Here is a 22,318-nt window from a genome sequence, read left to right as displayed (position 1 = left end):
TGCAGGAAATCGCCATCCTGCCGACTCGCTGCTCTAATCGGCGGCACGGTTTCGGCCGCCGCCGCGACGGTTCAGCGCCGGCACGACGCGAGTGCGTCGCGGGCCTGATACGCGGTGTACGTGAGCTGCGCGGCGGCGAGGCCCGCGAGCCCGAACGTGCGCGTGAGGCCGAACGCGGCGAAGCCTTCCGGCACCGGCCGCTCGCCGGCCAGCGCGGCGGCGAGCGCTTCGCCGGCGACGGTGGTGGGCGCCATCCCGTGGCCGCCGAACGCGATCGCGTGCCACACGCCGTCCGCGTCGCGCCCGATCTGCGGCATCTTGTGCCGCGCGTAGCTCATCAGCCCACCCCACGCGTATTCGACCTTCACGCCGTCGAGCTGCGGATACACGCGCAGCAGGTCGCGCCGCAGCAGCCGCGCGATCGCGTCGGGGCCGCGGTCGAGCACCGAGATCCGGCCGCCCCACAGAATCCGCGTGTCCTTCAGCGGACGGTAGTAGTCGAACGCGAAACGCGTGTCGTAGATCGCGTATGGCGCATCGATGGCGTCCGGCAGCCGCGTGCCGAGCGGTTCGGTCGCGATCACGTAGGTCGCGATCGGCAGCACCGCGCGCTCGATGCGCGGCGACACGCCGCGCGCATAACCGCCGCCGGCGAACACGACATCCTTCGCGCGTACCGTGCCGTGCGCCGTGCGCACGACGTAGCCGGCGCCTTCGCGCGCGATGCCGAGCGCGGCCGAGCGTTCGTACACGCGTGCGCCGCCGCGCGATGCGGCCGCCGCGACGCCGAGCACGTACTTGAGCGGATGGAAGTGGAACGCGTTCGGCTCGAACAGGCCGCCGTGATAGCGCTGCGTCTTCAGCCGCGCGCGCAGCGCGTCCGTCGCGACGGGTTCCCAATCGACGTTGAATTCCTGCTTCATCAGCGTGCGCACGCTGTCGAGCCGCGACGGATCGTCGAACCAGTTCGCGAGCATCACGCCCTCGTCGACGATGTCGCAGTCGATGCCGTAGCGGGCAATCCGCGCGCGGATCAGCTCGACTGCGTCGACGGTGAGCCGGTACAGGCGACGGCCTTCGTCGCGGCCGAGCGCGCGCAGCAGGTCCGCGTTGTCGAGGCTGTAGCCGCCGAACACGAAGCCGCCGTTGCGGCCCGACGCGCCGAAGCCGACCCGTTCGCCGTCGAGCACGACGACATCCTGCACGCCGCGCTCGACGAGACCGAGCGCGGTGCACAGGCCGGCGAGGCCGCCGCCGACGATGCAGACCTGCGTATCGATCGGGCCGGTCAGTTGCGGGTAGGGCTGGCGGGTAACGGTGGCTTCGTAGAAGTTCTGCATGCGGTTTCGGTGACTCGTAACGGCGGAAAAACAGGCGGCGCGCGTCGATCTTGCCTGAACGCGCGCGCCGCGTCGAATGGGGTTTTCAGCGCAGCGGCCGTCGCATTCGGGCGGCGGCCGCTGCGTTATTGGGCTTCCCGGGCTTACCGGACGTCAGGCGCCCGGCGTCGGGTTGGCCGGGCTGGCGACGAAAGCCGGATAGCCGGCGTCGGCCTTCTCCGTCGCGTCGGGCGTCGCGTTGCGCTCGATCCACGGCGCGATCTCCATGTCCTCGTAGCGCACGAGGCGGCATTTGCGCACCAGCGCGTAACCGAGCCAGATCGCGAGGAAGAACGGCACGCCGATATAGGTCGCGGCCACGCTCGCCCAGTCGATCTTGCTGCCCATGAACGCCTGGTAGTCCTGGCCCAGCGCGACGACCGCGCACAGCACGAACGCGAAGATCGGGCCGAACGGGAACCACTTCGAGCGATACGGCAGCTGGTCGAGGCGATAGCCCTGCTTGAGCAGGCCCTTGCGGAAGCGGTAGTGGCTGATCGCGATGCCGAGCCACGTGATGAAGCCGGCCATGCCCGACGTGTTCAGCAGCCACAGGTACACCGTCTTGTCGCCATACAGCGACGTGAGGAAGCAGAGCGCGCCGACGGCCGTGGTCGCGTACAGCGCATTGCGCGGCACGCCGCCCGGCGACAGCTTCGCGAACAGCCTCGGCGCGCGGCCTTCCGTCGCGAGGTTGTAGAGCATCCGCGTCGACGCGTACATGCCCGAGTTGCCGGCCGACAGCACGGCCGTCAGGATCACCGCGTTCATCACGCCGGCCGCGACCGCGAGGCCCGCGTGGCGGAACACCAGCGTGAACGGGCTCACGCCGATGTCGGTCACGTCGCTCTTCAGCAGGCTCGGGTCGGTGTACGGAATCAGCACGCCGATCACGATGATCGCGAGCACGTAGAACAGCAGGATGCGCCAGAAGATCTGGCTCACCGCGCGCGGGATCGTCGTGCGCGGGTTCTCCGATTCGCCGGCCGCGACGCCGATCATTTCGGTGCCCTGGAACGAGAAGCCCGCGATCATCGCGACGCCCATCAGCGCCGGCAGGCCGCCGGCGAACGGTGCGTCGCCGATCGTGAAATTGGCCCAGCCCGCGCTCGGGCCGCCCTGCAGAATGCCGAAGATCATCATCACGCCGACGCCAAGGAACGCGACGACCGTCAGCACCTTGATCAGCGCGAACCAGTATTCGGCTTCGCCAAAACCGCGCACCGACAGCGCATTGAGCGCGAAGATCAGCGTGAGAAACAGCGCGCTCCACCACACGCCCGGCACGTGCGGAAACCAGTAATGCATCACGAGCTGCGCGGCGACGAGTTCGACCGCGAGCGTGACGGCCCAGCTATACCAATAGTTCCAGCCGAGCGCGAAGCCGAAGCCTTCGTCGACGAACTTCGAGCCGTAGGTCGCGAACGAACCCGACACCGGCATGAACGCGGCCATTTCGCCGAGGCTCGTCATCAGGAAGTAGACCATCAGGCCGATCAGCATGTACGCGACGATCGCGCCGCCGGGGCCGGCCTGGGAAATCGATGCGCCGGACGCGACGAACAGGCCGGTGCCGATCGAGCCGCCGATCGCGATCATCCGCAGATGGCGCGCCTGCAGGCTGCGGTGGAGGGACGGTTTCGCAGGACGCGAGCCGGACGGGGAGGGGGAATCGGGGCGGGCATCTGAATGCATGGGCGGTGCTGGGCGCTGTCTCCGGAATTGTTTTTGGCCGCGAAGCGCCACCCGTCGCCGGCCGCCGGCCGGACAGCGGCGGTTCCGCGCGGCCCGGTTCGGGCGAACCGCGGAGCGCGATGCGCGTCGCGTTCGTCTGTCGTCCGGCCGCATGTCGGGCGGCCGTCGTCGCGCCGGGTGCGGAGCACTTCGACACGACCCGATTGTGTGGGGCCGGAGCACGCGCGGCAAACGATATTTCCGCACAGGGTAATGCCGGATAGTCATCAAGTCGGGATGGCCGGCAACGCGGCGGCCGGCCCCGTCACGGGCTTTGGACAAGTCTCATGCCGTTACGGAAAGCGAGGGATTCGTCCCGCCAGGGTGTTGCGCTTTCGGAATGAAGTCGTGAGTTAATATCAATAGCGGGCCGAGTTGTGGCCACCGACAATGTGTCTCATGGATCGTGCGTCGCGAGGCGATGGCGTGCCGGTCGGCCGGGGTTGCGGCGACGGCGCGCGGGCGATGCGCCGTGCGGCGCGTCGGGCCGGCCGGGGCGCGCATCCGCTTGCACAAGGCGCGCGAACGCGCTCCAATCGAATCACGCGGGCGGCGTCGCCGCCGCACCGATCAATCTGTCCCTGAAGAGGAAGTGATGCAATTCAACGACATTCTTGCTGCGCTCGACATCGATCTCGCCCGGTGGAAAGGCACTGCGCTGACCGCGCGTTCGCCGCTCGACGGCGCGACGCTCGCGACGCTGGCGGTCGACTCGCCCGCCGACGCCGAGCGCAAGATCGACGCCGCGCACGACGCATTCCTCAAGTGGCGCACGGTGCCGGCGCCGGTGCGCGGCGAGTTCGTGCGCGTGTTCGGCAACGTGCTGCGCGAGCACAAGGCCGAGCTGGGCCGCCTCGTCACGCTCGAAGCCGGCAAGATCACGTCGGAAGGCCTTGGCGAAGTGCAGGAAATGATCGATATCTGCGATTTCGCGGTCGGCCTGTCGCGCCAGCTGTACGGCCTGACGATCGCGTCGGAGCGGCCGGGCCACCGGATGATGGAAACGTGGCACCCGATCGGCGTGTGCGGCGTGATCTCGGCGTTCAACTTCCCGGTCGCGGTGTGGGCGTGGAATGCGGCGCTCGCGTTCGTGTGCGGCGATTCGGTCGTGTGGAAGCCGTCGGAGAAGACGCCGCTCACCGCGATTGCATGCCACGTGCTGCTCGAAAAGGCGATCCGCGAATTCGAGAAGACCCACCCGGGCGTCGCGCCGCAGGGCCTGAGCCAGCTGGTGCTCGGCATGCGCGATGTCGGCGAAGTGCTGACGTCGTCGAAGAAGGTGCCGGTCGTCAGCGCGACGGGCAGTGTGCGGATGGGCCAGGAAGTCGCGAAGGTGCTGAGCCAGCGTCTCGCGCGCGGCATCCTCGAGCTCGGCGGCAACAACGGGATGATCGTCGCGCCGAGCGCCGACCTCGACCTCGTGGTGCGCGCGGTCACGTTCGCGGCGGTCGGCACGGCCGGCCAGCGCTGCACGACGCTGCGCCGCCTGATCGTGCATCGCAGCCTCGTCGAGCAACTGCTGCCGCGCATCGAGAAGGCGTATGCGTCGGTGAAGGTCGGCAACCCGCTCGAGGAAGGCACGCTCGTCGGCCCGCTGGTCGACCGCGCGTCGTTCGACGCGATGCAGAAGGCGCTGGCCGATGCACGCGAGCAGGGCGGCGAAGTGAAGGGCGGCGAGCGCGTCGACATCGGTCATGCGGATGCGTACTACGTGCGTCCGGCCATCGTGCGGATGCCGAAGCAATCGGCGGTGGTCGAGCGCGAAACGTTCGCGCCGATCCTGTACGTGATGATCTACGACAACTTCGACGATGCGATCGAGCTGCACAACGCGGTGCCGCAAGGCCTGTCGTCGGCGATCTTCACGAACGACATGCGCGAGGCCGAGCAGTTCATGTCGGCAGCGGGCAGCGATTGCGGGATCGTCAACGTGAACATCGGCACGAGCGGCGCGGAGATCGGCGGCGCATTCGGTGGCGAGAAGGAAACGGGCGGTGGCCGCGAGTCGGGTTCGGATGCGTGGAAGGCGTATATGCGCCGTGCGACGAACACGATCAACTACAGCCGTCAGCTGCCGCTCGCGCAGGGCGTGAAGTTCGACGTATGATGGGCGGCGCCCGGCAGGGCGCCTTGGCGGTCAAATGAACAGGGCCGGTTGCCGCGGGAGCGGTAACCGGCCCTTGTCGTTTCCGGTGAGGCGTGTGCTACGAGGATCGACCAGCGTGCAGCCGCGGGTTCGCTTCCGGCTCGTGCTGCGGGGAACTCTCGAGCGCCGGCATGTTCTGCACGACCAGCATCTGCGGCGTCGACAGCGTGATCTGCGCCGCGCGCAACTGCTTCAGGATCTCGAACAGCAGGTCGCTTTTGGTCGAGGCCGCGATCCGCGGGCTCGCCACGTAGCCCGTCACGCTCAGCGTGATCCCGTCCGGCGCCAGCTGGCTGAACGTGACCGACGGCGCCGGCTTGTCGAGAATCGCCGGGTGTTCGCGATACGCATCGAGCAGCAGGTCGCGCACCTGCACGGGATCGGTGTTCAGCGGGAACGTCAGCGTCAGCGTCGCGACGCCTTGCGTGCTGTTGCCCATCGTCACGTTGCGCACGTTCTGCGAGATCAGTTGCGAGTTCGGCACGATCACGGTCGAACGATCGCTGAGCTGGATCTCGGTCGCGCGCACGTTGATGCGGCGGATGTCGCCTTCGACGCCCGCGATGCTGACCATGTCGCCGACCTTCACCGGCCGCTCGGTCAGCAGGATCAGCCCCGACACGAAGTTCTTCACGATCTCCTGCAGGCCGAAACCGATACCGACCGACAGCGCGCTGACGATCCACGCGAGGTTACTCCACCGGACACCGAGCAGCCCCAGCGTCATCAGCACGAGCAGCACGTAGCCGACGTTGGTGAACAGCGTGACCAGCGACACGCGCATGCCCGCGTCCATGCCGAGCGCCGGCATGAATTCGTTGTCGAGCCAGCGGCGCACCGAGCGCAGCAGGTAGAAGCCGATCGCGAACCCGATGACGGCGTTCAGGATCCGGTCGGGCATGATGTTCAGGCTCTGCAGCCGCTGGCCGCCGATCATCGCGATCGCGCTGTCGAGCAGGTCGCTCGGCGTCGTGCCGAAGCCGCCCGTCACCAGCGCGATGGCCGCGACCAGCATCAGCAGGCTCGTGCCGAGCCCGGACACGACGGTGTGCGCCTGCTCGAGATGCCGGTCGTCGAGCGCGAACAGGTGCTTGATCTGCTTGCCGCTCGACAGGTTCGCGGAGAACAGGCTTTCGCTCGCGTCGCGCGTGAGCTGCGTCAGGATGTAGACGCTGCACAGCACGATCTCGAACCACACGAGCTCGTACGTGATGAAGCGCGCGACCGTGATGTAGCCGATCAGCAGCGCAACGAGCGACACGACGATCGCCAGCGTGACGCCCGCATGGATCAGCCCCGCGAGCGTCGACCGCTCCTCGGGCGCCTCGCCGGATGCCGCGAGCGCGGTGCGTACGCGGTTCGCGCGCAGGATCGACGCGCCGACGGTCAGCGCGACGACGAGCGATACGATGCCGCGGCCGAGCAGCGTGACGGACAGGCTGGTATCGACGATCCGGTTGATCGATTCGAGCGTGCCGGACATCAGCAGCAGCGCGGCCAGCACGCCGGGGAACGGCCGCATCGCGAGCGCGACGGGATCGGCGAGCGCCGGCAGCCGCCACGACGGATGCTTGGTGCAGAGCAGCGCGCGGCCGAGGCCGGCGATCAGCGCGCAGGTCACGGCGAGCTTCGCGAACTGGTCCCACAGATCGCTCATCGACGGCGTGAGCTCGTAGTGGCGGGCGAGCGCGAGATAGAGCACCTGGACGGCGACCGCGGTCGCCAGCAGCGTCGAGAATGCGGTCGCCAGCGCCAGTGCGCTGCGGCGCAGCCGGGTGGGCGGCAGACGGTTCAGGCAGAACCACGCGAGCCCGCGCTCGACGAGGCGGCGGCCGCCGAGCCACACCGCGAGCGCGGCGATCAGCAGGAGCGTGGTGATGGCGCGCTGGCCGGGTGTCCACGACGAGCGCAGCATGTCGCGCAGTTCGTCGTTGAAGTCGTCGAGGCGCTGGACATCGTCCGGCGACAGATGGAACAGCGGCAGCCAGAATTGCGCGCCGAAGATGCTGCCCGAGCGGAACGCGAGCTGATTGCGCAGCAGGCTGCGGTGCAGTTTCGCGAACTGGTCGTTCAGGTTCGCCAGGTTGGCCTTCTGGTCGGCCGCCTGTTTCAGCGCTGCTTCGATCTGCGTCTTGCGCGCGTTCAGCGTCGCCCGCTGCTGCGCGACCGCGGGTGTTTCGGGCGACGCGCCCGGCGCCGGCGGCGGGCCGAGCACGTCGAGCTGAGCCTGGATCTGCGTGCGCTGCGGCGCGAGCTCGCTCTGCAGCTTCTCGACGTCGGCGCTCAGTTCCTGCGTCGCTTCGCCGAGCCCGTCGAGCTCCTTGCTGTTGGTCGCGTTCGACGTCTGCTGCTTGATACGGTCCTGTTGCACCTGCATCTGCTTGAGCTGCGCAACCGCGTCGCTCAGCGAGATGGTCGGCACGGGGACGCCGACGCCGCTCGCGCTCGGCGCGGATGCGGCGCCCGGAAACGCCGACGCGGTCGCGAGCGCAGCGAACTGCAGCAACGCGAACAGCGCGATCCGGCGTGCGTAGGTGGAGAGTCGTTGTATGGACATGGAATGCTTACGTTTTGCCGACAATGCCGAACGCCGAAAGGCGCCCGGAAGCCGGGAGTTTGGCCCCGTAGCATGTTACCGGGGTGCGGCTCGAACGAAATTCGAACAGATATGCGCGAATTCCGCCGGCGGGGCGTCAGCGGCTGCGCTCGAAACGGCCGCTCGCGCCCGTGGCAGCAGGGCGAACGCCGATTTTGCCGAAGCCGGAAAGCCGTGTTTCGACGATGCTGCGCGCGCGATCAGCCGGATCGATGGTTACGAAAGTTACATACTCCAGCGCGCGGATGGCGTGCATAAACGGGGATCGAGTGCGTGGGGTGATTGTCGATTCCGGCGCGTTGTCGCCAGCGACCGTGCTTCAACGATTGATGTGCTCGGTCGCTCGCGTCGCTAAAATGCGCAAAGCCGCTTGCCAATGCCCTCTGGTAGCGCCAAGACAATCAATAATCCGGAGACTCGCCACCATGGCATCGACCGTGCCTGATCCCGCTTCCGTAGCGGACACCATTCGAACTGCCCCCATCGACGCCGGCTCGATTTCAGCCCGCCTCGACCGCCTGCCGCCGACCCGCAGCGTCTGGAAGCTCGTCGTGCTGCTGAGCCTCGGCTTTTTCTTCGAACTCTACGACCTGCTGTACAGCGGCTACATCGCGCCGGGCCTCGTGAAAAGCGGGATCCTGTCCGCGACGACGCACGGCCTGTTCGGCACCACGGGCGTCGCGAGCTTCATCGCCGCGCTGTTCTCCGGCCTCTTCATCGGCACGATCGCATGCGGCTTTCTCGCGGACCGCTTCGGCCGCCGGGCGATCTTCACGTGGTCGCTGCTGTGGTACACGGCCGCCAACGTCGTGATGGCGTTCCAGGACACCGCGGGCGGATTGAACTTCTGGCGCTTTGTCGTTGGTCTCGGCCTGGGCGTCGAGATGGTCACGATCGGCACGTACATCTCCGAACTCGTGCCGAAGCAGATCCGCGGCCGCGCATTCGCGTGCGAGCAGGCGGTCGGGTTCGTCGCGGTGCCGGTGGTCGCGTTCCTCGCATACCTGCTCGTGCCGCATGCGCCGTTCGGTCTCGACGGCTGGCGCTGGGTCGTGCTGATCGGCGCGCACGGCGCGCTGTTCGTGTGGTGGATTCGCCGCGCGTTGCCGGAAAGCCCGCGCTGGCTCGCCCAGCAGGGCCGCGTCGAAGAAGCCGACCGCATCATGCGCGCGCTCGAGGCGAAGGTCGAAGCCGAATACGGTCGGCCGCTGCCGCCGCCCGCGCCGGCCGAGCCGGTGCCGCCGCGCGGCAGCTTCCGCGACATGTGGGTGCCGCCGTATCGCAGCCGCACGATCATGATGACGATCTTCAACGTGTTCCAGACGGTCGGTTTCTACGGCTTCGCGAACTGGGTGCCGACGCTGCTGATCAAGCAGGGCATCACGATCACGTCGAGCCTCATGTATTCGAGCGTGATCGCGCTCGCGGCGCCGCTCGGTCCGCTGATCGGCCTCGTGATCGCCGACCGTTTCGAGCGCAAGTCGGTGATCGTCGCGATGGCCGCGGCGATCGTCGTCTGCGGGCTGATGTTCAGCCAGACGACGGTGGGCGCGTTCCTGATCGTGCTCGGCATCGGCCTCACGCTCGCGAGCAACATCATGTCGTACAGCTTCCACGCGTATCAGGCCGAACTGTTCCCGACGTCGATCCGCGCACGCGCGGTGGGCTTCGTCTACTCGTGGAGCCGCTTCTCGGCGATCTTCTCGTCGTTCGTGATCGCGGCCGTGCTGAAAGGCTTCGGCACGTTCGGCGTGTTCGCGTTCATCGCCGGCGCGATGGTGATCGTGATGGCCGCGATCGGGCTCATGGGGCCGCGCACCAAAGGCATCGCGCTCGAAGCGATTTCGAAGTAGAGAGGCGGGTGGGGCGCTCGTGTGTTGGGTACCGCACGCGAGCGCGGCGTTGCTGAAAACACGCAACGTAATAGCCTGCCATGCGGCCGCGACGCAATCGGCAACGAGTTGAAACAAAGCGTGACGAAGCGCAAAACCGCCGTCAAACCAGGGGTTCGGCCCTGCGGATCGTCATTCGCGCGGGTAGAATGAAAGACCTGACGACTCATTAGCCGCCATCGTGCCGAACGCGTTGTACCGCGAACGGCTCCACCGCGAAGAGGCGTCGGCGCCGAGGCATGCGATGCCTGCGGCGTGTCGATGGCTCGTGCGGAAGACGCGCCGTTCGCCCTGTGCGGCGGCCGGATCGGCCGATGGCCTCGATCGTATGATGCTTTCCTACCTGACGCGACGGTTGCCCAAGTTGCGTTGCCGTACTCTCGCCGTCGCCGCGTCCGTGTGGCTCGCGGCCGCGCTCCCGATCTCCGTGCTTGTCGAGCGGCCCGCCTTTGCCGCGTCCGACGTGCCGTCGTCTGGTGCTACGTTATCCTTATCAACTGCGTCGCCCACGCATCCGGCTTCGGGGGCGTCTGCATCGTCGGGGGCAATGCCGTCGTCTGCTGCATCTGCCGTGCATCGTGCTTCGTCGGCCAACGGGGCGTCTGCGGCATCGGGCGTGCATCGTGCTGCGCCGGCCAGCGGGGCGTCTGCGGCATCGGCCGTGCATCATGCTTCGCCGGCCAGCGGGTCGTCCGCGGCCTCCGCCGTGAATCATGCTGCGCAGACCAACGGGTCGTCCGCGGCATCGGCCGTGAATCATGCTGCGCCGGCCAACGGGGCATCGGCGGCATCCGCTGTGCATCACGCTGCGCCGGCCAGCGCGGCATCAGCGGCATCCGCTGTGAATCATGCTGCATCCGCCAGCGCGGCATCAGCAGCATCCGCCGCGTCCACCGCATCGCCGGCGTCCGCGGCATCGCCCGCATCGGCCGCTTCCGGCACGCCCGCGAGCGAAGCCGAGGCTCCCGCGCCGATGCCGCCGCGCCGGCACCCGCCGCTGTCGGCCGATGAAGCGAAGAACGCAACCGCGCGAGCGATCGACATGCGCAAGGACTTCACGCAGGAAGTCACGCGGCGCCTGAACGTGCCCGCGAGCGAGCAGCGCGCGTACGGCGTGCGCCTTCAGAAAGCCCTCGCCGATGCGAACCTCGGCGACCTCGCCGGCGAGTACATCGTGATGGTCGATCGCGCGCCGAACGTGCAGGCGCTGTTCATCTACTTCCGCGCGACGCCGACCAATGCGTGGCTGATGATCGGCGCGTCGCCGGTCGGCACCGGCTGGCCCGGCAAGTACGATCACTTCCTGACGCCGCTCGGCGTGTTCCATCACACGCCCGACAACATGGACTTCCGCGCGGAAGGCACGACGAACGACAACGGCATTCGCGGCTACGGCCACCGCGACATGCGCATCTACGACTTCGGCTGGGTGGACGGCGAGCGCGGTTGGGGCAAGGGCGGCAAGTCGCCGATGCGTTTCCAGATGCACGCGACCGACCCCGACCGTCTCGAGGCGCTGCTGGGCATCCGCCACTCGAAAGGCTGTGTGCGGATCCCCGCGTCGCTGAACACGTTCCTCGACCGGCACGGCATTCTCGACGACGACTATCAGGCGCGCGTCGAAGCCGGCAAGTCGCTGTGGGTGCTGCGCCACGATCGCGACATCACGCCGATCGCCGGCCGCTACCTGGTCGTGATCGACAGCGCGCGCAAGACGCGTCCGGCATGGTCGCCGGCGCCGGGGCGCAACGCGTGGTCGAAGTTGCCGAAGAACGGCGACACGGCGGACTGACGGCAGCCGGTCCGCCGCGGGAGGTGGTCGGATAAGAATAAATCCGTTTTATGGATACATAAGAAAAGCAAACTTTTATTATCCGATCGCGATTCGTATAGTCGAGTCCGGTTTCGCGGAAAACCTGCCGCGCCCGGACCCTCACCGACCCTACGACCCGCATGAAAACTCTCTACAAGCTCGCTCCGCTCGCGATGCTCGGCGCCTTCGCGACCCATGCCGGTGCGCAAAGCAGCATCACGCTGTACGGTCTCATCTCCGCCGGCGTCGGGTACGCAACCAACCAGGGCGGCAAGAACGCGTGGCAGGCGCTGTCCGGCACGAACCAGAATCCGCGCTGGGGGCTGAAGGGCAAGGAGGATCTCGGGCAGGGGCTGTCCGCGATCTTCCAGCTCGAGAACGGCTTCAACGTGATGACGGGCACGGCCGCGCAGAACGGCCGCGAGTTCGGGCGCATGGCCTACGTGGGCCTCGCCGACCGCACCTACGGGGCGCTGACGTTCGGCCGCCAGTACGACGCGATCCACGACTACATCGGGCCCGTGATCATCGCGAGCAACGGCGTGAACATCGGCGACAACGACAACGGCTACAACGACATCCGCGTGCAGAACTCGGTGAAGTACGTGAGCCCCGTCTACTACGGCCTGAAATTTACCGCGCTGTACGGCTTCAGCAACGCGACCGGCTTCGCGAACAACAGCGCGTACAGCTTCGGGCTCGGCTACGAGCGCGGCCCGCTGCGCTGGAGCGTGGTCTACGCGCAGTACAACCATCCCTATAGCAGCACGAATCCGGACGGCGCGATCGCGAACGACTATGGTTCGCCGCTGCTGATCTTCGCGAAGAGCGCGATGTCACCGGCGGTGTTCGCGAGTCGGCAGCGCATCGCGGGCACGGGCGGCTTCTACACGATCGGCCGCGCGCAGTTCGCGGCGCTGTTTACCGACGTGCGCTACGATTACCTCGACAATTCGCATCTGCACCTGCAGAACGTCGGCGTGAACGTCGTCTATACGATGACGCCGCAGCTCTTTCTCGGTGCCGCGTATGCGTTCACGAACGGCAAGTACGACGTGATCGACAAGCGGCCGAAATGGCATCAGGTGAACCTGCAGGCCGACTACTTCCTGTCGAAACGCACCGACGTCGCGCTGACGGTGATCGCACAGCAGGCGGCCGGCGACGCGCAGCACGCGCAGATCTTCGCGTACGCACGCTCGACCGGCACGCGCCAGATGATGGCGACGCTCGGCGTGCGGCACGTATTCTGAGAGCCCGACCATGACCCATCCGATCGCATCCCGCCGCACCTTCCTGAAACTGTCCGCCGCCCTGGCCGGCACCGCGCTGCTGCCCGAAACGGGCGCGTTCGCGGCCGGCGGCGACGCCGCGCGCCGCACGGTGATCATCGATACCGACCCGGGGCAGGACGACGCCATCGCGATCCTGTTCGCGCTGGGCGCGCAGGACCGCCTCGACGTGCGCGCGCTGACCGCCGTGGCCGGCAACGTGCCGCTCGAGCTGACCGAACGCAATGCGCGGATCATCCGCGACTGGGCCGGCCGCACGCAGACACTGCCGGTCTTCGCGGGTTGCCCGCGCCCGCTCGTGCGCGAACTCGTGACGGCCGCGAACGTGCACGGCAAGACCGGCCTCGAAGGTGTCGCGCTGCACGAGCCGCACGCGCCGCTCGCGTCCGGGCATGCGGTGTCGTACCTCGTCGATACGCTGAGCCGCGCGGCGCCGAACAGCGTGACGCTGTGCGCGCTCGGCCCGCTGACGAACATCGCGACCGCGCTGGTCGAAGCGCCGCAGATCCGCGGCGCGTTGCGCGAGATCGTGCTGATGGGCGGCGCGTTTTTCGAGCGCGGCAACATCACGCCGGCCGCGGAGTTCAACATCTACGTCGATCCGCAGGCGGCCGAAGTCGTGTTCGGCAGCGGGGTGCCGATCGTCGTGCTGCCGCGCGACGTCGCGGTGAAGGCGCCGATCACGCCGGCGCGCATCGCGCCGTTCCGTGCACTCGGCAACCGCTGCGGCGCGATCGTCGCGGACATCATGGACGCCGAGCTCGCGTACAACAAGAAGCGGCGCGGCGTCGACGACGGCCCGATGTACGACCCGACCGCGGTCGGCTATCTCGTCGATCCGACGCTGTTCAACGGACGCAAGGTGAACGTGGTCGTCGAGACGGCCGGGCAGTGGACGCTCGGCGAGACGGTGATCGACTGGAACGGGCGCAGCGGCCGCGCGCCGAACGCGACGTGGATCAACGAGGTCGACGCGGACCGCTTCTACGCGACGCTCGCCGAGCGCATCGCGAAGCTTCCTTGAACGCAACGCGCCCCGCACCGAACCGGATCAGATGTGCTTCGCAATCCACTCGCGGCAGGTGCGCACGTGCGGGCCGCGATCGTCGGCGGCGAGCGAGATCAGCGAGATCGCGCGCGTGACGCGCGGTTTCTCGACGCGCAGCGCGACGAGTTCGGGATCGTGCAGATGCATCGTGTAGAGGCTCGGCAGCACGGCGGTCGCGAGGCCGTTGCGCGCGAGCGCGTACAGCGGCTCCGTGTATTCCATCCGGTACGCGACGTTCAGGCGCAGCTTCGCGGCGCCGCCGGTGCGATGCAGCGACTCGCTGACGCTGCCGCGCACGAACACGGCCAGCTCGCGGTCGACGAGCTTCGCCCACGTGACGCTCTTCGCGCCCGCGAGCGGATCGTCGTGCCGCACGACGATCACGATCTCGTCCTCGAAGAGCTGCTGGTAGTGCAGCGTGCCGTCGTCGCTGTCGGGTTCGCGCACGCCGATGCCGAGATCCGCGACGCCGTCGCGCACGGCTTCGACGAGCGCGCTGTTCGGCAGATCGGTGAGCGTGAAGCGCAGCGCCGGATGCGTGCCGCGCAGTGCGTTGAGCGCGGGCAGCAGCCGGCCGGCGACCGACGGGATGAACGCGATCCGCACCGTCTGGATGCGTTCGCCGATGAGCCGCGTCATGTCGTCGAAGGTGCCGCGCGCCTGGTTCAGCAGCCGCTCGGCGAGCGGCAGCACGGCCTCGCCGGCGGAGGTCAGCGTGAGTCGATGGGCGGTGCGCGCGAACAGGCGCCCGCCGAGCAGGAACTCGATCTGGCGGATCGACGCGGTGAGCGCCGGTTGCGTGAGCGACAGCGCCTGCGCGGCCTGCGTGAAGCTGCGCGCATGCGCAAGGACGACGAAGTGCTGGACCTGCCGCAGCGTGAGTGCGGGTAACAGCGACGAGCGGTCGGACGACATCGGGCAATAACGGTCGGAGGCGGTACGCGGCAGTATAGGGCCGCGCCGCGCGAACCGACACAGGACAATAATCGGAATCACAGGAGAACCACCATGTCAGCGACTGACACGATGCCGGCGCGTACGCCGGCCAACTGGCTCGAACGGCGCTTCGCGCTCGCGGCGCGCGGCACGAGCGTGCGCACCGAGACGCTCGCCGGCATCACGTCGTTTCTCGCGGCCGCGTACCTGCTCGTCGTGATCCCGTCGCTGCTCGCGACGGGCGGGATGGAGCGCGGCGCGGCGACGACCGCGACGATCATCGTGTTCGTGCTGTTCACGACGCTGATGGGCTTCTACGCGAACCTGCCGTTCCTCGTCGGCCCCGGCATCGGCGGCTCGGTGATCATCGGCGTGACGCTCGCGACGACGGAACACGTCGGCTGGCAGACGGGCCTCGGCATCGCGTGCGTGTCGGGTGTGCTGTTCTTCCTGCTGACGATCTTCGGCGCGCGCGGCGTCGTGATGCGGCTGATTCCGGTGCAGATCAAGCTCGGGCTCGGCGCATCGATCGGCCTGTTCGTGACGATGCTCGGGCTGCGCAATGCAGGGATGGTCGTCGCGAACGCGAAGACCAACGCGTTCGCGCTCGGCGACTTCTCGCGGCCGGGTGCGCTCGTCGCGCTGATCGGTCTCGCGGTCGCGATCGTGCTGCAGGCGCGCAAAGTGCCCGGCGCAATCCTGATCGCGATTCTCGTCGCGGCCGCGGCCGGCGTGCCGCTCGGCGTCACGCATCTGCCAACGTCGTTCGTGTCGCTGCCGCACAGCATCGCGCCGATTGCGTTCAAGCTCGACCTCCGCGGCGCGTTGACGCTGGCGGCCGCGCCGTACCTGTTCGCGTTCTTCGCGGCGGAATTCTTCTCGACGCTCGGCACGGCGCTCGCGGTCGGCGCGAAGGCGAACCTGCTCGACGGGCAAGGGAACCTGCCGAACATCAACCGGCCGTTCCTGGTCGACTCGCTCGCCGCGACGTTCGGCCCCGTGTTCGGCATTCCCGCGCTGACCGCACTGATCGAATCGGCGGCGGGCGTCGAGGCCGGCGGCCGCAGCGGGCTGTCGTCGCTGGCGGCGGCCGTGCTGTTCGCCGCGATGCTGCTGTTCGTGCCGGTCGCGCTCGCGATCCCGAAGGAGGCGACCGCGCCGGCGCTGATCCTGATCGGGCTGTCGATGTTCGCGACGATCCGCCATACGCACTTCGATGACTTCACCGATGCACTGCCCGTGACGTCGATGGTGCTGCTCACGCTGATGTCGAACAGCTTCGGCACCGGCATCGCGGGCGGGCTGCTGTGCTACGTGCTCGTCAAGCTGCTGGCCGGCCGCTGGCGCGACGTGTCGTGGGGGCTCGTCTTGCTCGCGCTGCCGCTCGGCTACTACTTCTGGACCGTCGTGAAGCCGCACTGAGAGACGGTGTTCACGACGCATCGGCACTACCGTAAAAGAGACACACATGAAGGGAACACCAGGCAACGTCCCGGCCGCGCGCACGGGCATCGAGATCACGGCCGCTCATGGGGCCTTCTTCCATGCGCTGCCGAAGGTCGAGCTGCATTGCCACCTGCTCGGCGCGGTGCGGCACGACACGTTCGTCGCGCTCGCGCAGCGCAGCGGCGCACCGATCGAGCGCGCGGAGATCGACGCGTTCTATGCGCGCGGCGAGAAGCCGGTCGGCGTGCTGCACGTGCTGCGCGCGCTCGACCGATACCTGCTCACGCGGCCCGACGACCTGCGGCGGATCGCGTACGAGTATCTCGAGGATGCAGCCGCGCACAACGTCCGGCATGCGGAATTCTTCTGGAATCCGACGGGTACGGTGCGCGTGTCGGGCATTCCGTATGCGGACGCGCAGGCCGCGATCGTGACGGGGATGCGCGATGCCGCGCGCGATTTCGGGATCGGTGCGCGCCTGATTCCGAGCATCGACCGCGAGCAGGATCCGGACGAAGCAGTCGCGATCGTCGACTGGATGAAGGCGAATCGCGCGGACGAAGTCGCGGGGCTCGGGATCGACTATCGCGAGAACGACCGGCCGCCGGAATTGTTCTGGAAGGCGTATCGCGACGCGCGTGCGGCCGGCTTCCGCACGACCGCGCATGCGGGCGAGTTCGGGATGCCGTGGCGCAACGTCGAGACGGCCGTCGATCTGCTGCACGTCGATCGCGTCGATCACGGCTATACGATCGTCGACAACCCCGAGCTCTGCGCGCGCTATGCGGAGCGCGGGATCGTCTTCACGGTCGTGCCGACCAACTCGTACTACCTGCGCACGCTGCCGCCGGACCAATGGGCGGAGCGGCATCCGATGCGCAAGATGCCGGGCCTCGGGCTGAAGATCCATCCGAACACCGACGACCCGACGCTGCACAAGGTGAATCCGTCCGAGGCGTGGGAGCTGATGTTCAGCCATTTCGGCTTCGCGATCGCCGACCTGAAGCAGTTCATGCTGAACGGGATCGACGGCGCGTGGGTCGACGATGACACGAAGGCCGCGTGGCGCGCGGCGTGGGCGCCGGAATTCGACATGCTGGCTGATACGCTCGCGGCGGACTGAGCGCGCCCGGGCATGCTTTCCGGCCGGTCGCTCGACCGGTCGGCACTTCTTCCAGACGGCCCCGGGCCGTGCACGGGCGGAGCAGGATGCCGCGCACGCGTCCTGTCGTCTCTCCGCGCCGCGCTATGCGTGTCAGGCTGGCATACCTCGATCGCATTCGCTATATTGGCGACCGGCAGCGCCCGAGCGTGTCGCTGCCGCCGCGCGCGCCCGCGCCGGCATTCCGACAATAATTCGATTCCGAGAGGCTCCCCGTGCGTATCCCCGTCTTCTGTCTGATGTTGTTCGTCTCGCTGTCCGCGCGAGCCGGCAGTGCTTGCGATGGGCTGCTGGGCGATTACGCGCCGGCCGCCGGCAAGCCCGCGACCCTGCGGGTGGAGAAGGCGGGCGACGGCTTCGTGCTGCGTGCGCGTGATGCCGGCCGCTGGAGCGCCGAAACGGCCCCGGCGCGCGTGGCGGAGCTCGATATGGACGGTCCGGAGAAGCCGCCTGCCGACGCGTGCGTGCTCGACGTGCCGGGCGGCGAACTGATCAGGATGCCGATCGGCTCGCCCTATCAGGTCACGTCGATCACGGGCAGCAACTTCACGACGAAGCATTCGACCACGGGTGTCCTGCTGCTGATGGTGCAAGGCTTTCAGGTCGACGGCATCGAGCTCCATCCGGTCGCGCGCAGCGGCGATTCGCCGCCGGCGCCGTGAACACGGTTGCCGCGCGCTGATGGCGAGCGGACCGGCAGGTTGCTGCACACGACGACATAACAACGAGGCGACTCCTTCCGATGGGCAATCGAGCATGGCTGTATCTGCAGGCCGGTGACGGCGACGTCGCGCGAACGATCGAGTTCGCGGAATCCAATAACCACTTCCCGCTGCTGTGGCGCGTGCTGCTCGCCGACGGCGGCGCGGGCGACGCGATTGCCGATCAGCGTGTGTTCGGCGACGCGGGCACGCCGAATCTCGTGAGCGATGCACGCGCCGCGCTTGCACGCATCAGCCGGCTCGCGGCGTTCGTCACCGCGTATCCGCTGCCGGGCGACGATCCGGCGCTTGCGCGCCAGTTCGATGCGGTCGTGCGCCATCTCGGCGAATCGATCGATGCGCTCGGCGATGCGCACGGCGCGCCGCGACTATCCGCGAACCTCGACGAACTGTCATGGTTCGACGACGGCGATGCGAACGACTACATCGACGAGGAACGCGATGCCTGCACGCGCCTGTGGTGGCGCGTCGCGAACTGCATGGACTTCCGCGACGTGCGCGGTGTGCGCGACGTACTCGAGATCGACACGCCCGCCGACTGGCGCGACTGGGCGTGGGGCTTTGGGTTCGGCGGCGTGTCGCATCATTATTTCCGGCGCCAGAATCCGCCGCGCCGCGTGACGTTCGCCGAGATGTTCGACGCCGGCGAACTGCACGGCAACTGGCTCGATCACGACACGTTCAGCTTTCGCGGACGCAACGGCCTCTGGGGCGTGCGGCGCGAAACCGACGACGCGTGGGACGTGATCGTGCCGCCCGAATGGACGAACCTGTGGGCCAGTGGCGCGCGTGACGACCGGTTGTTGTGGGCCGCACGCGACGGCAAGGTCGGCCTGCTGCTTGCCGATGGGGACGGTGAGGGCGACGGTGCCAGGATCGTGCGCGAACCGGCGTTCGATGCGGTGTGGGATTTCAGCGGCGACGTCGCCTGCGTGCGCGTCGGCGAGCGGTTCGGGCTCGTGCGCACGGACGGTGCGTGGGCGCTCGAGCCGTCGCTCGACGATTTCGGCGAGTTCACCGGCGGCGTCGCGTCGGCGAGCCTGAATGGCCGCTGGGGCTTCGTCGATGCGCGTGGCGCGTGGGCGATTCCGCCGCGCTTCGACGACGCGCACGAATTCGTGAACGGCGCCGTCGCGGCGGTAGCCGAAGGCGAGCAGTGGGGGCTGATCGGGCGCGACGGGCAATGGCACGCACGGCCCGAGTGGACGGCGCTCGAATGGTCGTCCGCGTGCGGCGCGTTCGTCGCACGGCGCGACGGTCGCGTCGGTCTCGTCGATGCGAAAGGTCGGGTGATTGTCGAACCGCATTACGCGGAAGTCGCTCCGCTGACCGACGGTGAGCGGGCGGAGATGCTCGACGCGCTCGGCGCGATCCGCCATATCGTGCGGCGCGACGACGGGCGTTGCGCGATCGTTGACGGGCAGGGCCGCGTGCTGACGCCGTTCGACTTCGTCAACATGGGGGCGCTGACGTGGTTGCCCGACGACGAAGCCGTGCCGGGCGAGCTGTTCACGCGTTACGCGATCGGCGTCCTGCCGGGCGAGCCGGGGCAACTCGCGATCTGCGATCTCGAGACAGGCGGGACGGTCGCGCAGGGGCGCTACGACGACGTGGCCGGCCTGTTCTGGGGAGCCGATCACGGCTGGCTGGCCTGCGTGCAGCACGAGGGCGGCAACGACGTGCGGGCGACGGTGCTGCGCGCGGACGGCACCGTGCTGCATCCGGCGCGTTACACGCGGATCGGCGACGATACGCTGTTCGACGACGATCGCGACGACAATGCACGGCATGTGACGCTGATGCCGTGGTTCGTTCGCCTTGTCGAGATCGCGCGGCGCTGGAGCATGGACGAACCGGTCGCCGCATTGCGCGACGACGGCGTGCCCGTGTGGCTGTACGCAGACGGGCACGCGACGACGACGCCTCGGTAGCCCGGCGTGCAGCTATCCCAATCAGCGAAAGAACCTCAACCAGTCGAACAGGCCCGAATGCTGCGGCGCGCGCCGCTTCGGCGCCGGTGCGCTGCGCGGCCGGAAGTCCGGCGAGAACTGCTCATGCGGGTCGATCACCCGCGCCCGCAGCGCTGCATCGTAGAACGAACCGACGATCGGCAACGCGCTGTGTGCGCCCGCACCCCAGTAGTCGCTGCGCAGCGTCACGCTGCCGTCGTCGAAGCCGACCCACGCGCCGGCCACCAGTTGCGGATGCATCAGGATGAACCAGCCGTCCGTGTTGTCCTGCGTCGTGCCGGTCTTGCCCGCGACGTCGATGCGAATTCCGTAGCGCGAGCGAATGTCGGCACCGGTCCCGTAATCGACGACGCCGCGCATCACGTCGACCAGCGTTTGCGCCGCGGCCACCGGCAGCGCGCGTTCGGGCGGCGCGCTGCCGAATGCGGCGAGCACCTTGCCGTCGCGATCCTCGATGCGCGTGATCATCTGCGGCGCGACATACACGCCGCGGTTCGCGATCGTCCCGTACGCGGACACCATCTCCTTCAGCGTGACGGGGCTCGTGCCTAGCGCGAGCGACGGCACCGCTTCGAGCGGGCTGTCGCGCACACCCATCGCACGCGCGAGCTGCGCGACCCTGGCCGCGCCTTCGCGCTGCATCACCTGCGCGGTGATGCGATTGCGCGACAGCGCGAGCGCGTCGCGCAGCGTCATCGGCGCGTCGGTCGGCGGCTCCGCATCGGTCGGATGCCACACCGTGTGCGCGTCGATCGGGATCGCGACGGGGCGGTCGACGAACGTATCGCCCGGCCGCATCCCGTCCGCGAACGCGGCGCCATAGACGAACGGCTTGAATGTCGAGCCCGGCTGGCGCCGCGCCTGCGTGACGTGATCGAACGGCTCGCTGCCGAAATCGGGGCTGCCGACCCACGCGCGGATCGCGCCGTTGCGTGGATCTATCGCGACGAAGCCGGCCTGCACCTGCGTCTTGCGTTCGCACAACGCCTGCATGAACGCGCGATTCGCGCCGAGCTGCTTCAGTGCCGCTGCATCGGCGAGCCCTGCATCGCGCGCGTCGCGGTAGTCGGATGTCTGCCGGATGAAGCCGCGGAACAGGTCGTTGCGCAGTCCGCAGCCGGACGGGCCGCGCCACGCGCCGTCGGCGACCGTCTGCAGCCGTTCGGTCTGCCGGGTCAGCGCTTGCGTCGCCATGTCCTGCAGCCGTGCATCGAGCGTCGTGCGCACGACGAGGCCGTCCGAGTAGAGGTCGTAGTTGTTCCGGTCGGCCCATGCGATCAGCCACTTGCGCAGCTGCACCGCGAAGTGCGGGGCCGGGCCAGGCTGGGCCGTCTGCGGCTCGAAGTCGACGCGCAGCGGCCGGCGCTGCAATCGCGCGAGCTGCTGCGGCGACAGCATGCCCATCGCCGCCATCCGCGCGAGCACGATGTTGCGGCGCTGGACCGCCCGCTCCGGGTTCAGCACCGGGTTGTAGTAGCTGTTGCCCTTCAGCATCCCGACGAGCGTCGCGCTTTCGACGATGTCGAGCTGGTCCGCCGATTTGCCGAAGTAGGTGCGCGCGGCCATTTCGACGCCGAACGCGTTGTACAGGAACGGCACGGTGTTCAGGTAGGTCTCGAGAATCTCGTCCTTGCTGTACACCGTCTCGATCTTGAACGCGGTGATCAGCTCCTTCAGCTTGCGCGTGAGCGTCGGCGCACGGCCGACTTCATCCGGATACAGATTGCGCGCGAGCTGCTGCGTGATCGTCGAGCCGCCCTGGCGGCTGCCCGAGAACGTGTGCAGGCCGGCCGCGAGCGTGCGGCGCCAGTCGATGCCGTGATGCGCGTAGAAGCGATGGTCCTCGGTCGCGATCAGCGCATCGACCATGTGCGGCGAGATCTGCTTGAGCGGCACCCATTCGCGGTTGACGGGCCGGAATTCGGCGATCAGCTGGCCGTCGGCCGACAGCACGCGCGCGGGACGGTCGATGCGCGCCTTGCGGATATCGCCGATGCTCGGCGTGAACGGCACGAACGCGAGCAGGACCAGCAGGCCGAGCACAGGTATCGCGGCGAGCGTCAGCGCGACGCCGCGGCGCGTCGGATGGCGCAGGCGTTGCCACGCGGCGGCACCCAGCGCGCGGGCGCCGTCACGGCAGCGAAGCCAAAGGTTGCGGAGAAACGGCACGAAGCGATTCACG

Annotated in this window: 15 protein-coding genes; 9 read left to right on the top strand and 6 right to left on the bottom strand. The window is 68.2% G+C overall.

Annotated elements, in window-relative coordinates:
* Positions 1–71: 71 nt before the first annotated feature.
* Positions 72–1,340: an NAD(P)/FAD-dependent oxidoreductase gene (locus tag ACP26O_RS20840; protein ID WP_175666589.1), complete on the bottom strand. Its 1,269-nt coding sequence runs from the start codon at positions 1,338–1,340 to the stop codon at positions 72–74.
* Between the two features lie 153 nt (positions 1,341–1,493).
* Positions 1,494–3,074, bottom strand: a complete 1,581-nt coding sequence (locus ACP26O_RS20835; protein ID WP_175666588.1) for an amino acid permease — start codon at positions 3,072–3,074, stop codon at positions 1,494–1,496.
* Positions 3,075–3,708: 634 nt separating this feature from the next.
* Here ACP26O_RS20835 and ACP26O_RS20830 point away from each other — a divergent pair.
* The gene (locus tag ACP26O_RS20830) at positions 3,709–5,220 is read left to right on the top strand and encodes an L-piperidine-6-carboxylate dehydrogenase (protein WP_126226063.1); all 1,512 of its coding nucleotides are present in this window, start codon (positions 3,709–3,711) and stop codon (positions 5,218–5,220) included.
* Between the two features lie 97 nt (positions 5,221–5,317).
* Here ACP26O_RS20830 and ACP26O_RS20825 read toward each other — a convergent pair whose 3' ends face one another.
* Together ACP26O_RS20825 and ACP26O_RS20820 are read right to left on the bottom strand one after the other, a co-directional pair.
* Entirely contained in the window at positions 5,318–7,816 is a 2,499-nt protein-coding gene (locus tag ACP26O_RS20825) for a DUF3772 domain-containing protein (RefSeq protein ID WP_175666587.1), read from the bottom strand.
* 136 nt (positions 7,817–7,952) lie between these two features.
* On the bottom strand, positions 7,953–8,111 hold the full coding sequence (locus ACP26O_RS20820; protein WP_175666586.1) for a hypothetical protein: 159 nt from the start codon (positions 8,109–8,111) through the stop codon (positions 7,953–7,955).
* Positions 8,112–8,280: 169 nt separating this feature from the next.
* Here ACP26O_RS20820 and ACP26O_RS20815 point away from each other — a divergent pair, with 169 nt between their 5' ends.
* The 4 genes from ACP26O_RS20815 (at position 8,281) to ACP26O_RS20800 (ending at position 13,876) form a co-directional block, all read left to right on the top strand.
* Positions 8,281–9,708 (top strand): MFS transporter, encoded by a 1,428-nt coding sequence (locus tag ACP26O_RS20815; protein WP_175666585.1) that lies wholly within the window; start codon positions 8,281–8,283, stop codon positions 9,706–9,708.
* A gap of 367 nt (positions 9,709–10,075) precedes the next feature.
* Positions 10,076–11,539, top strand: a complete 1,464-nt coding sequence (locus ACP26O_RS20810) for a hypothetical protein (RefSeq protein WP_425101554.1) — start codon at positions 10,076–10,078, stop codon at positions 11,537–11,539.
* A 161-nt stretch (positions 11,540–11,700) separates the two neighbouring features.
* On the top strand, positions 11,701–12,813 hold the full coding sequence (locus tag ACP26O_RS20805) for a porin (protein WP_175666584.1): 1,113 nt from the start codon (positions 11,701–11,703) through the stop codon (positions 12,811–12,813).
* 10 nt (positions 12,814–12,823) lie between these two features.
* A complete protein-coding gene (locus ACP26O_RS20800; RefSeq protein ID WP_175666583.1) occupies positions 12,824–13,876 on the top strand; it encodes a nucleoside hydrolase in 1,053 nt (350 codons plus the stop codon).
* Positions 13,877–13,903: 27 nt separating this feature from the next.
* On the opposite strand, the gene ACP26O_RS20795 is transcribed toward ACP26O_RS20800, so the two are convergent.
* The gene (locus tag ACP26O_RS20795; RefSeq protein WP_175666582.1) at positions 13,904–14,815 is read right to left on the bottom strand and encodes a LysR family transcriptional regulator; all 912 of its coding nucleotides are present in this window, start codon (positions 14,813–14,815) and stop codon (positions 13,904–13,906) included.
* A gap of 93 nt (positions 14,816–14,908) precedes the next feature.
* Here ACP26O_RS20795 and ACP26O_RS20790 point away from each other — a divergent pair, with 93 nt between their 5' ends.
* The 4 genes from ACP26O_RS20790 to ACP26O_RS20775 all read left to right on the top strand — a co-directional run bounded on the left by ACP26O_RS20790 (position 14,909) and on the right by ACP26O_RS20775 (position 20,097).
* Positions 14,909–16,258, top strand: coding sequence for an NCS2 family permease (locus ACP26O_RS20790; RefSeq protein WP_175666581.1), 1,350 nt, complete (start codon positions 14,909–14,911; stop codon positions 16,256–16,258).
* Positions 16,259–16,304: 46 nt separating this feature from the next.
* Positions 16,305–17,405 carry an adenosine deaminase gene (add, locus tag ACP26O_RS20785; protein ID WP_175666580.1) on the top strand — a complete coding sequence of 367 codons (1,101 nt, stop codon included), beginning with the start codon at positions 16,305–16,307 and terminating at the stop codon, positions 17,403–17,405.
* 254 nt (positions 17,406–17,659) lie between these two features.
* Positions 17,660–18,106 (top strand): hypothetical protein, encoded by a 447-nt coding sequence (locus tag ACP26O_RS20780; protein WP_227739322.1) that lies wholly within the window; start codon positions 17,660–17,662, stop codon positions 18,104–18,106.
* Between the two features lie 80 nt (positions 18,107–18,186).
* Complete coding sequence (locus ACP26O_RS20775) at positions 18,187–20,097, top strand: WG repeat-containing protein (protein WP_175666579.1); 1,911 nt, start codon at positions 18,187–18,189, stop codon at positions 20,095–20,097.
* A 21-nt stretch (positions 20,098–20,118) separates the two neighbouring features.
* Here the strand turns inward: ACP26O_RS20775 and ACP26O_RS20770 are convergent, their stop codons facing one another.
* Positions 20,119–22,317: a penicillin-binding protein 1A gene (locus tag ACP26O_RS20770; RefSeq protein ID WP_175666578.1), complete on the bottom strand. Its 2,199-nt coding sequence runs from the start codon at positions 22,315–22,317 to the stop codon at positions 20,119–20,121.
* Position 22,318: the final 1 nt, after the last annotated feature.

The organism is Burkholderia sp. R-40, from assembly GCF_049942845.1.
GTDB lineage: Bacteria > Pseudomonadota > Gammaproteobacteria > Burkholderiales > Burkholderiaceae > Burkholderia > Burkholderia ambifaria.
This window is presented reverse-complemented; position numbering and strand designations above follow the sequence as displayed.

What these genes read in the sequence shown, in the direction of transcription:
- ACP26O_RS20775 (WP_175666579.1), top strand. Translation starts at nt 18,187, where the DNA reads ATGGGCAATCGAGCATGGCTGTATCTGCAGGCCGGTGACGGCGACGTC.
- ACP26O_RS20830 (WP_126226063.1), top strand. Translation starts at nt 3,709, where the DNA reads ATGCAATTCAACGACATTCTTGCTGCGCTCGACATCGATCTCGCCCGG.
- ACP26O_RS20795 (WP_175666582.1), bottom strand. Translation starts at nt 14,815, where the DNA reads ATGTCGTCCGACCGCTCGTCGCTGTTACCCGCACTCACGCTGCGGCAG.
- ACP26O_RS20820 (WP_175666586.1), bottom strand. Translation starts at nt 8,111, where the DNA reads ATGCACGCCATCCGCGCGCTGGAGTATGTAACTTTCGTAACCATCGAT.
- ACP26O_RS20825 (WP_175666587.1), bottom strand. Translation starts at nt 7,816, where the DNA reads ATGTCCATACAACGACTCTCCACCTACGCACGCCGGATCGCGCTGTTC.
- ACP26O_RS20790 (WP_175666581.1), top strand. Translation starts at nt 14,909, where the DNA reads ATGTCAGCGACTGACACGATGCCGGCGCGTACGCCGGCCAACTGGCTC.
- ACP26O_RS20840 (WP_175666589.1), bottom strand. Translation starts at nt 1,340, where the DNA reads ATGCAGAACTTCTACGAAGCCACCGTTACCCGCCAGCCCTACCCGCAA.
- ACP26O_RS20805 (WP_175666584.1), top strand. Translation starts at nt 11,701, where the DNA reads ATGAAAACTCTCTACAAGCTCGCTCCGCTCGCGATGCTCGGCGCCTTC.
- ACP26O_RS20815 (WP_175666585.1), top strand. Translation starts at nt 8,281, where the DNA reads ATGGCATCGACCGTGCCTGATCCCGCTTCCGTAGCGGACACCATTCGA.
- ACP26O_RS20800 (WP_175666583.1), top strand. Translation starts at nt 12,824, where the DNA reads ATGACCCATCCGATCGCATCCCGCCGCACCTTCCTGAAACTGTCCGCC.
- add (WP_175666580.1), top strand. Translation starts at nt 16,305, where the DNA reads ATGAAGGGAACACCAGGCAACGTCCCGGCCGCGCGCACGGGCATCGAG.
- ACP26O_RS20810 (WP_425101554.1), top strand. Translation starts at nt 10,076, where the DNA reads ATGATGCTTTCCTACCTGACGCGACGGTTGCCCAAGTTGCGTTGCCGT.
- ACP26O_RS20835 (WP_175666588.1), bottom strand. Translation starts at nt 3,074, where the DNA reads ATGCATTCAGATGCCCGCCCCGATTCCCCCTCCCCGTCCGGCTCGCGT.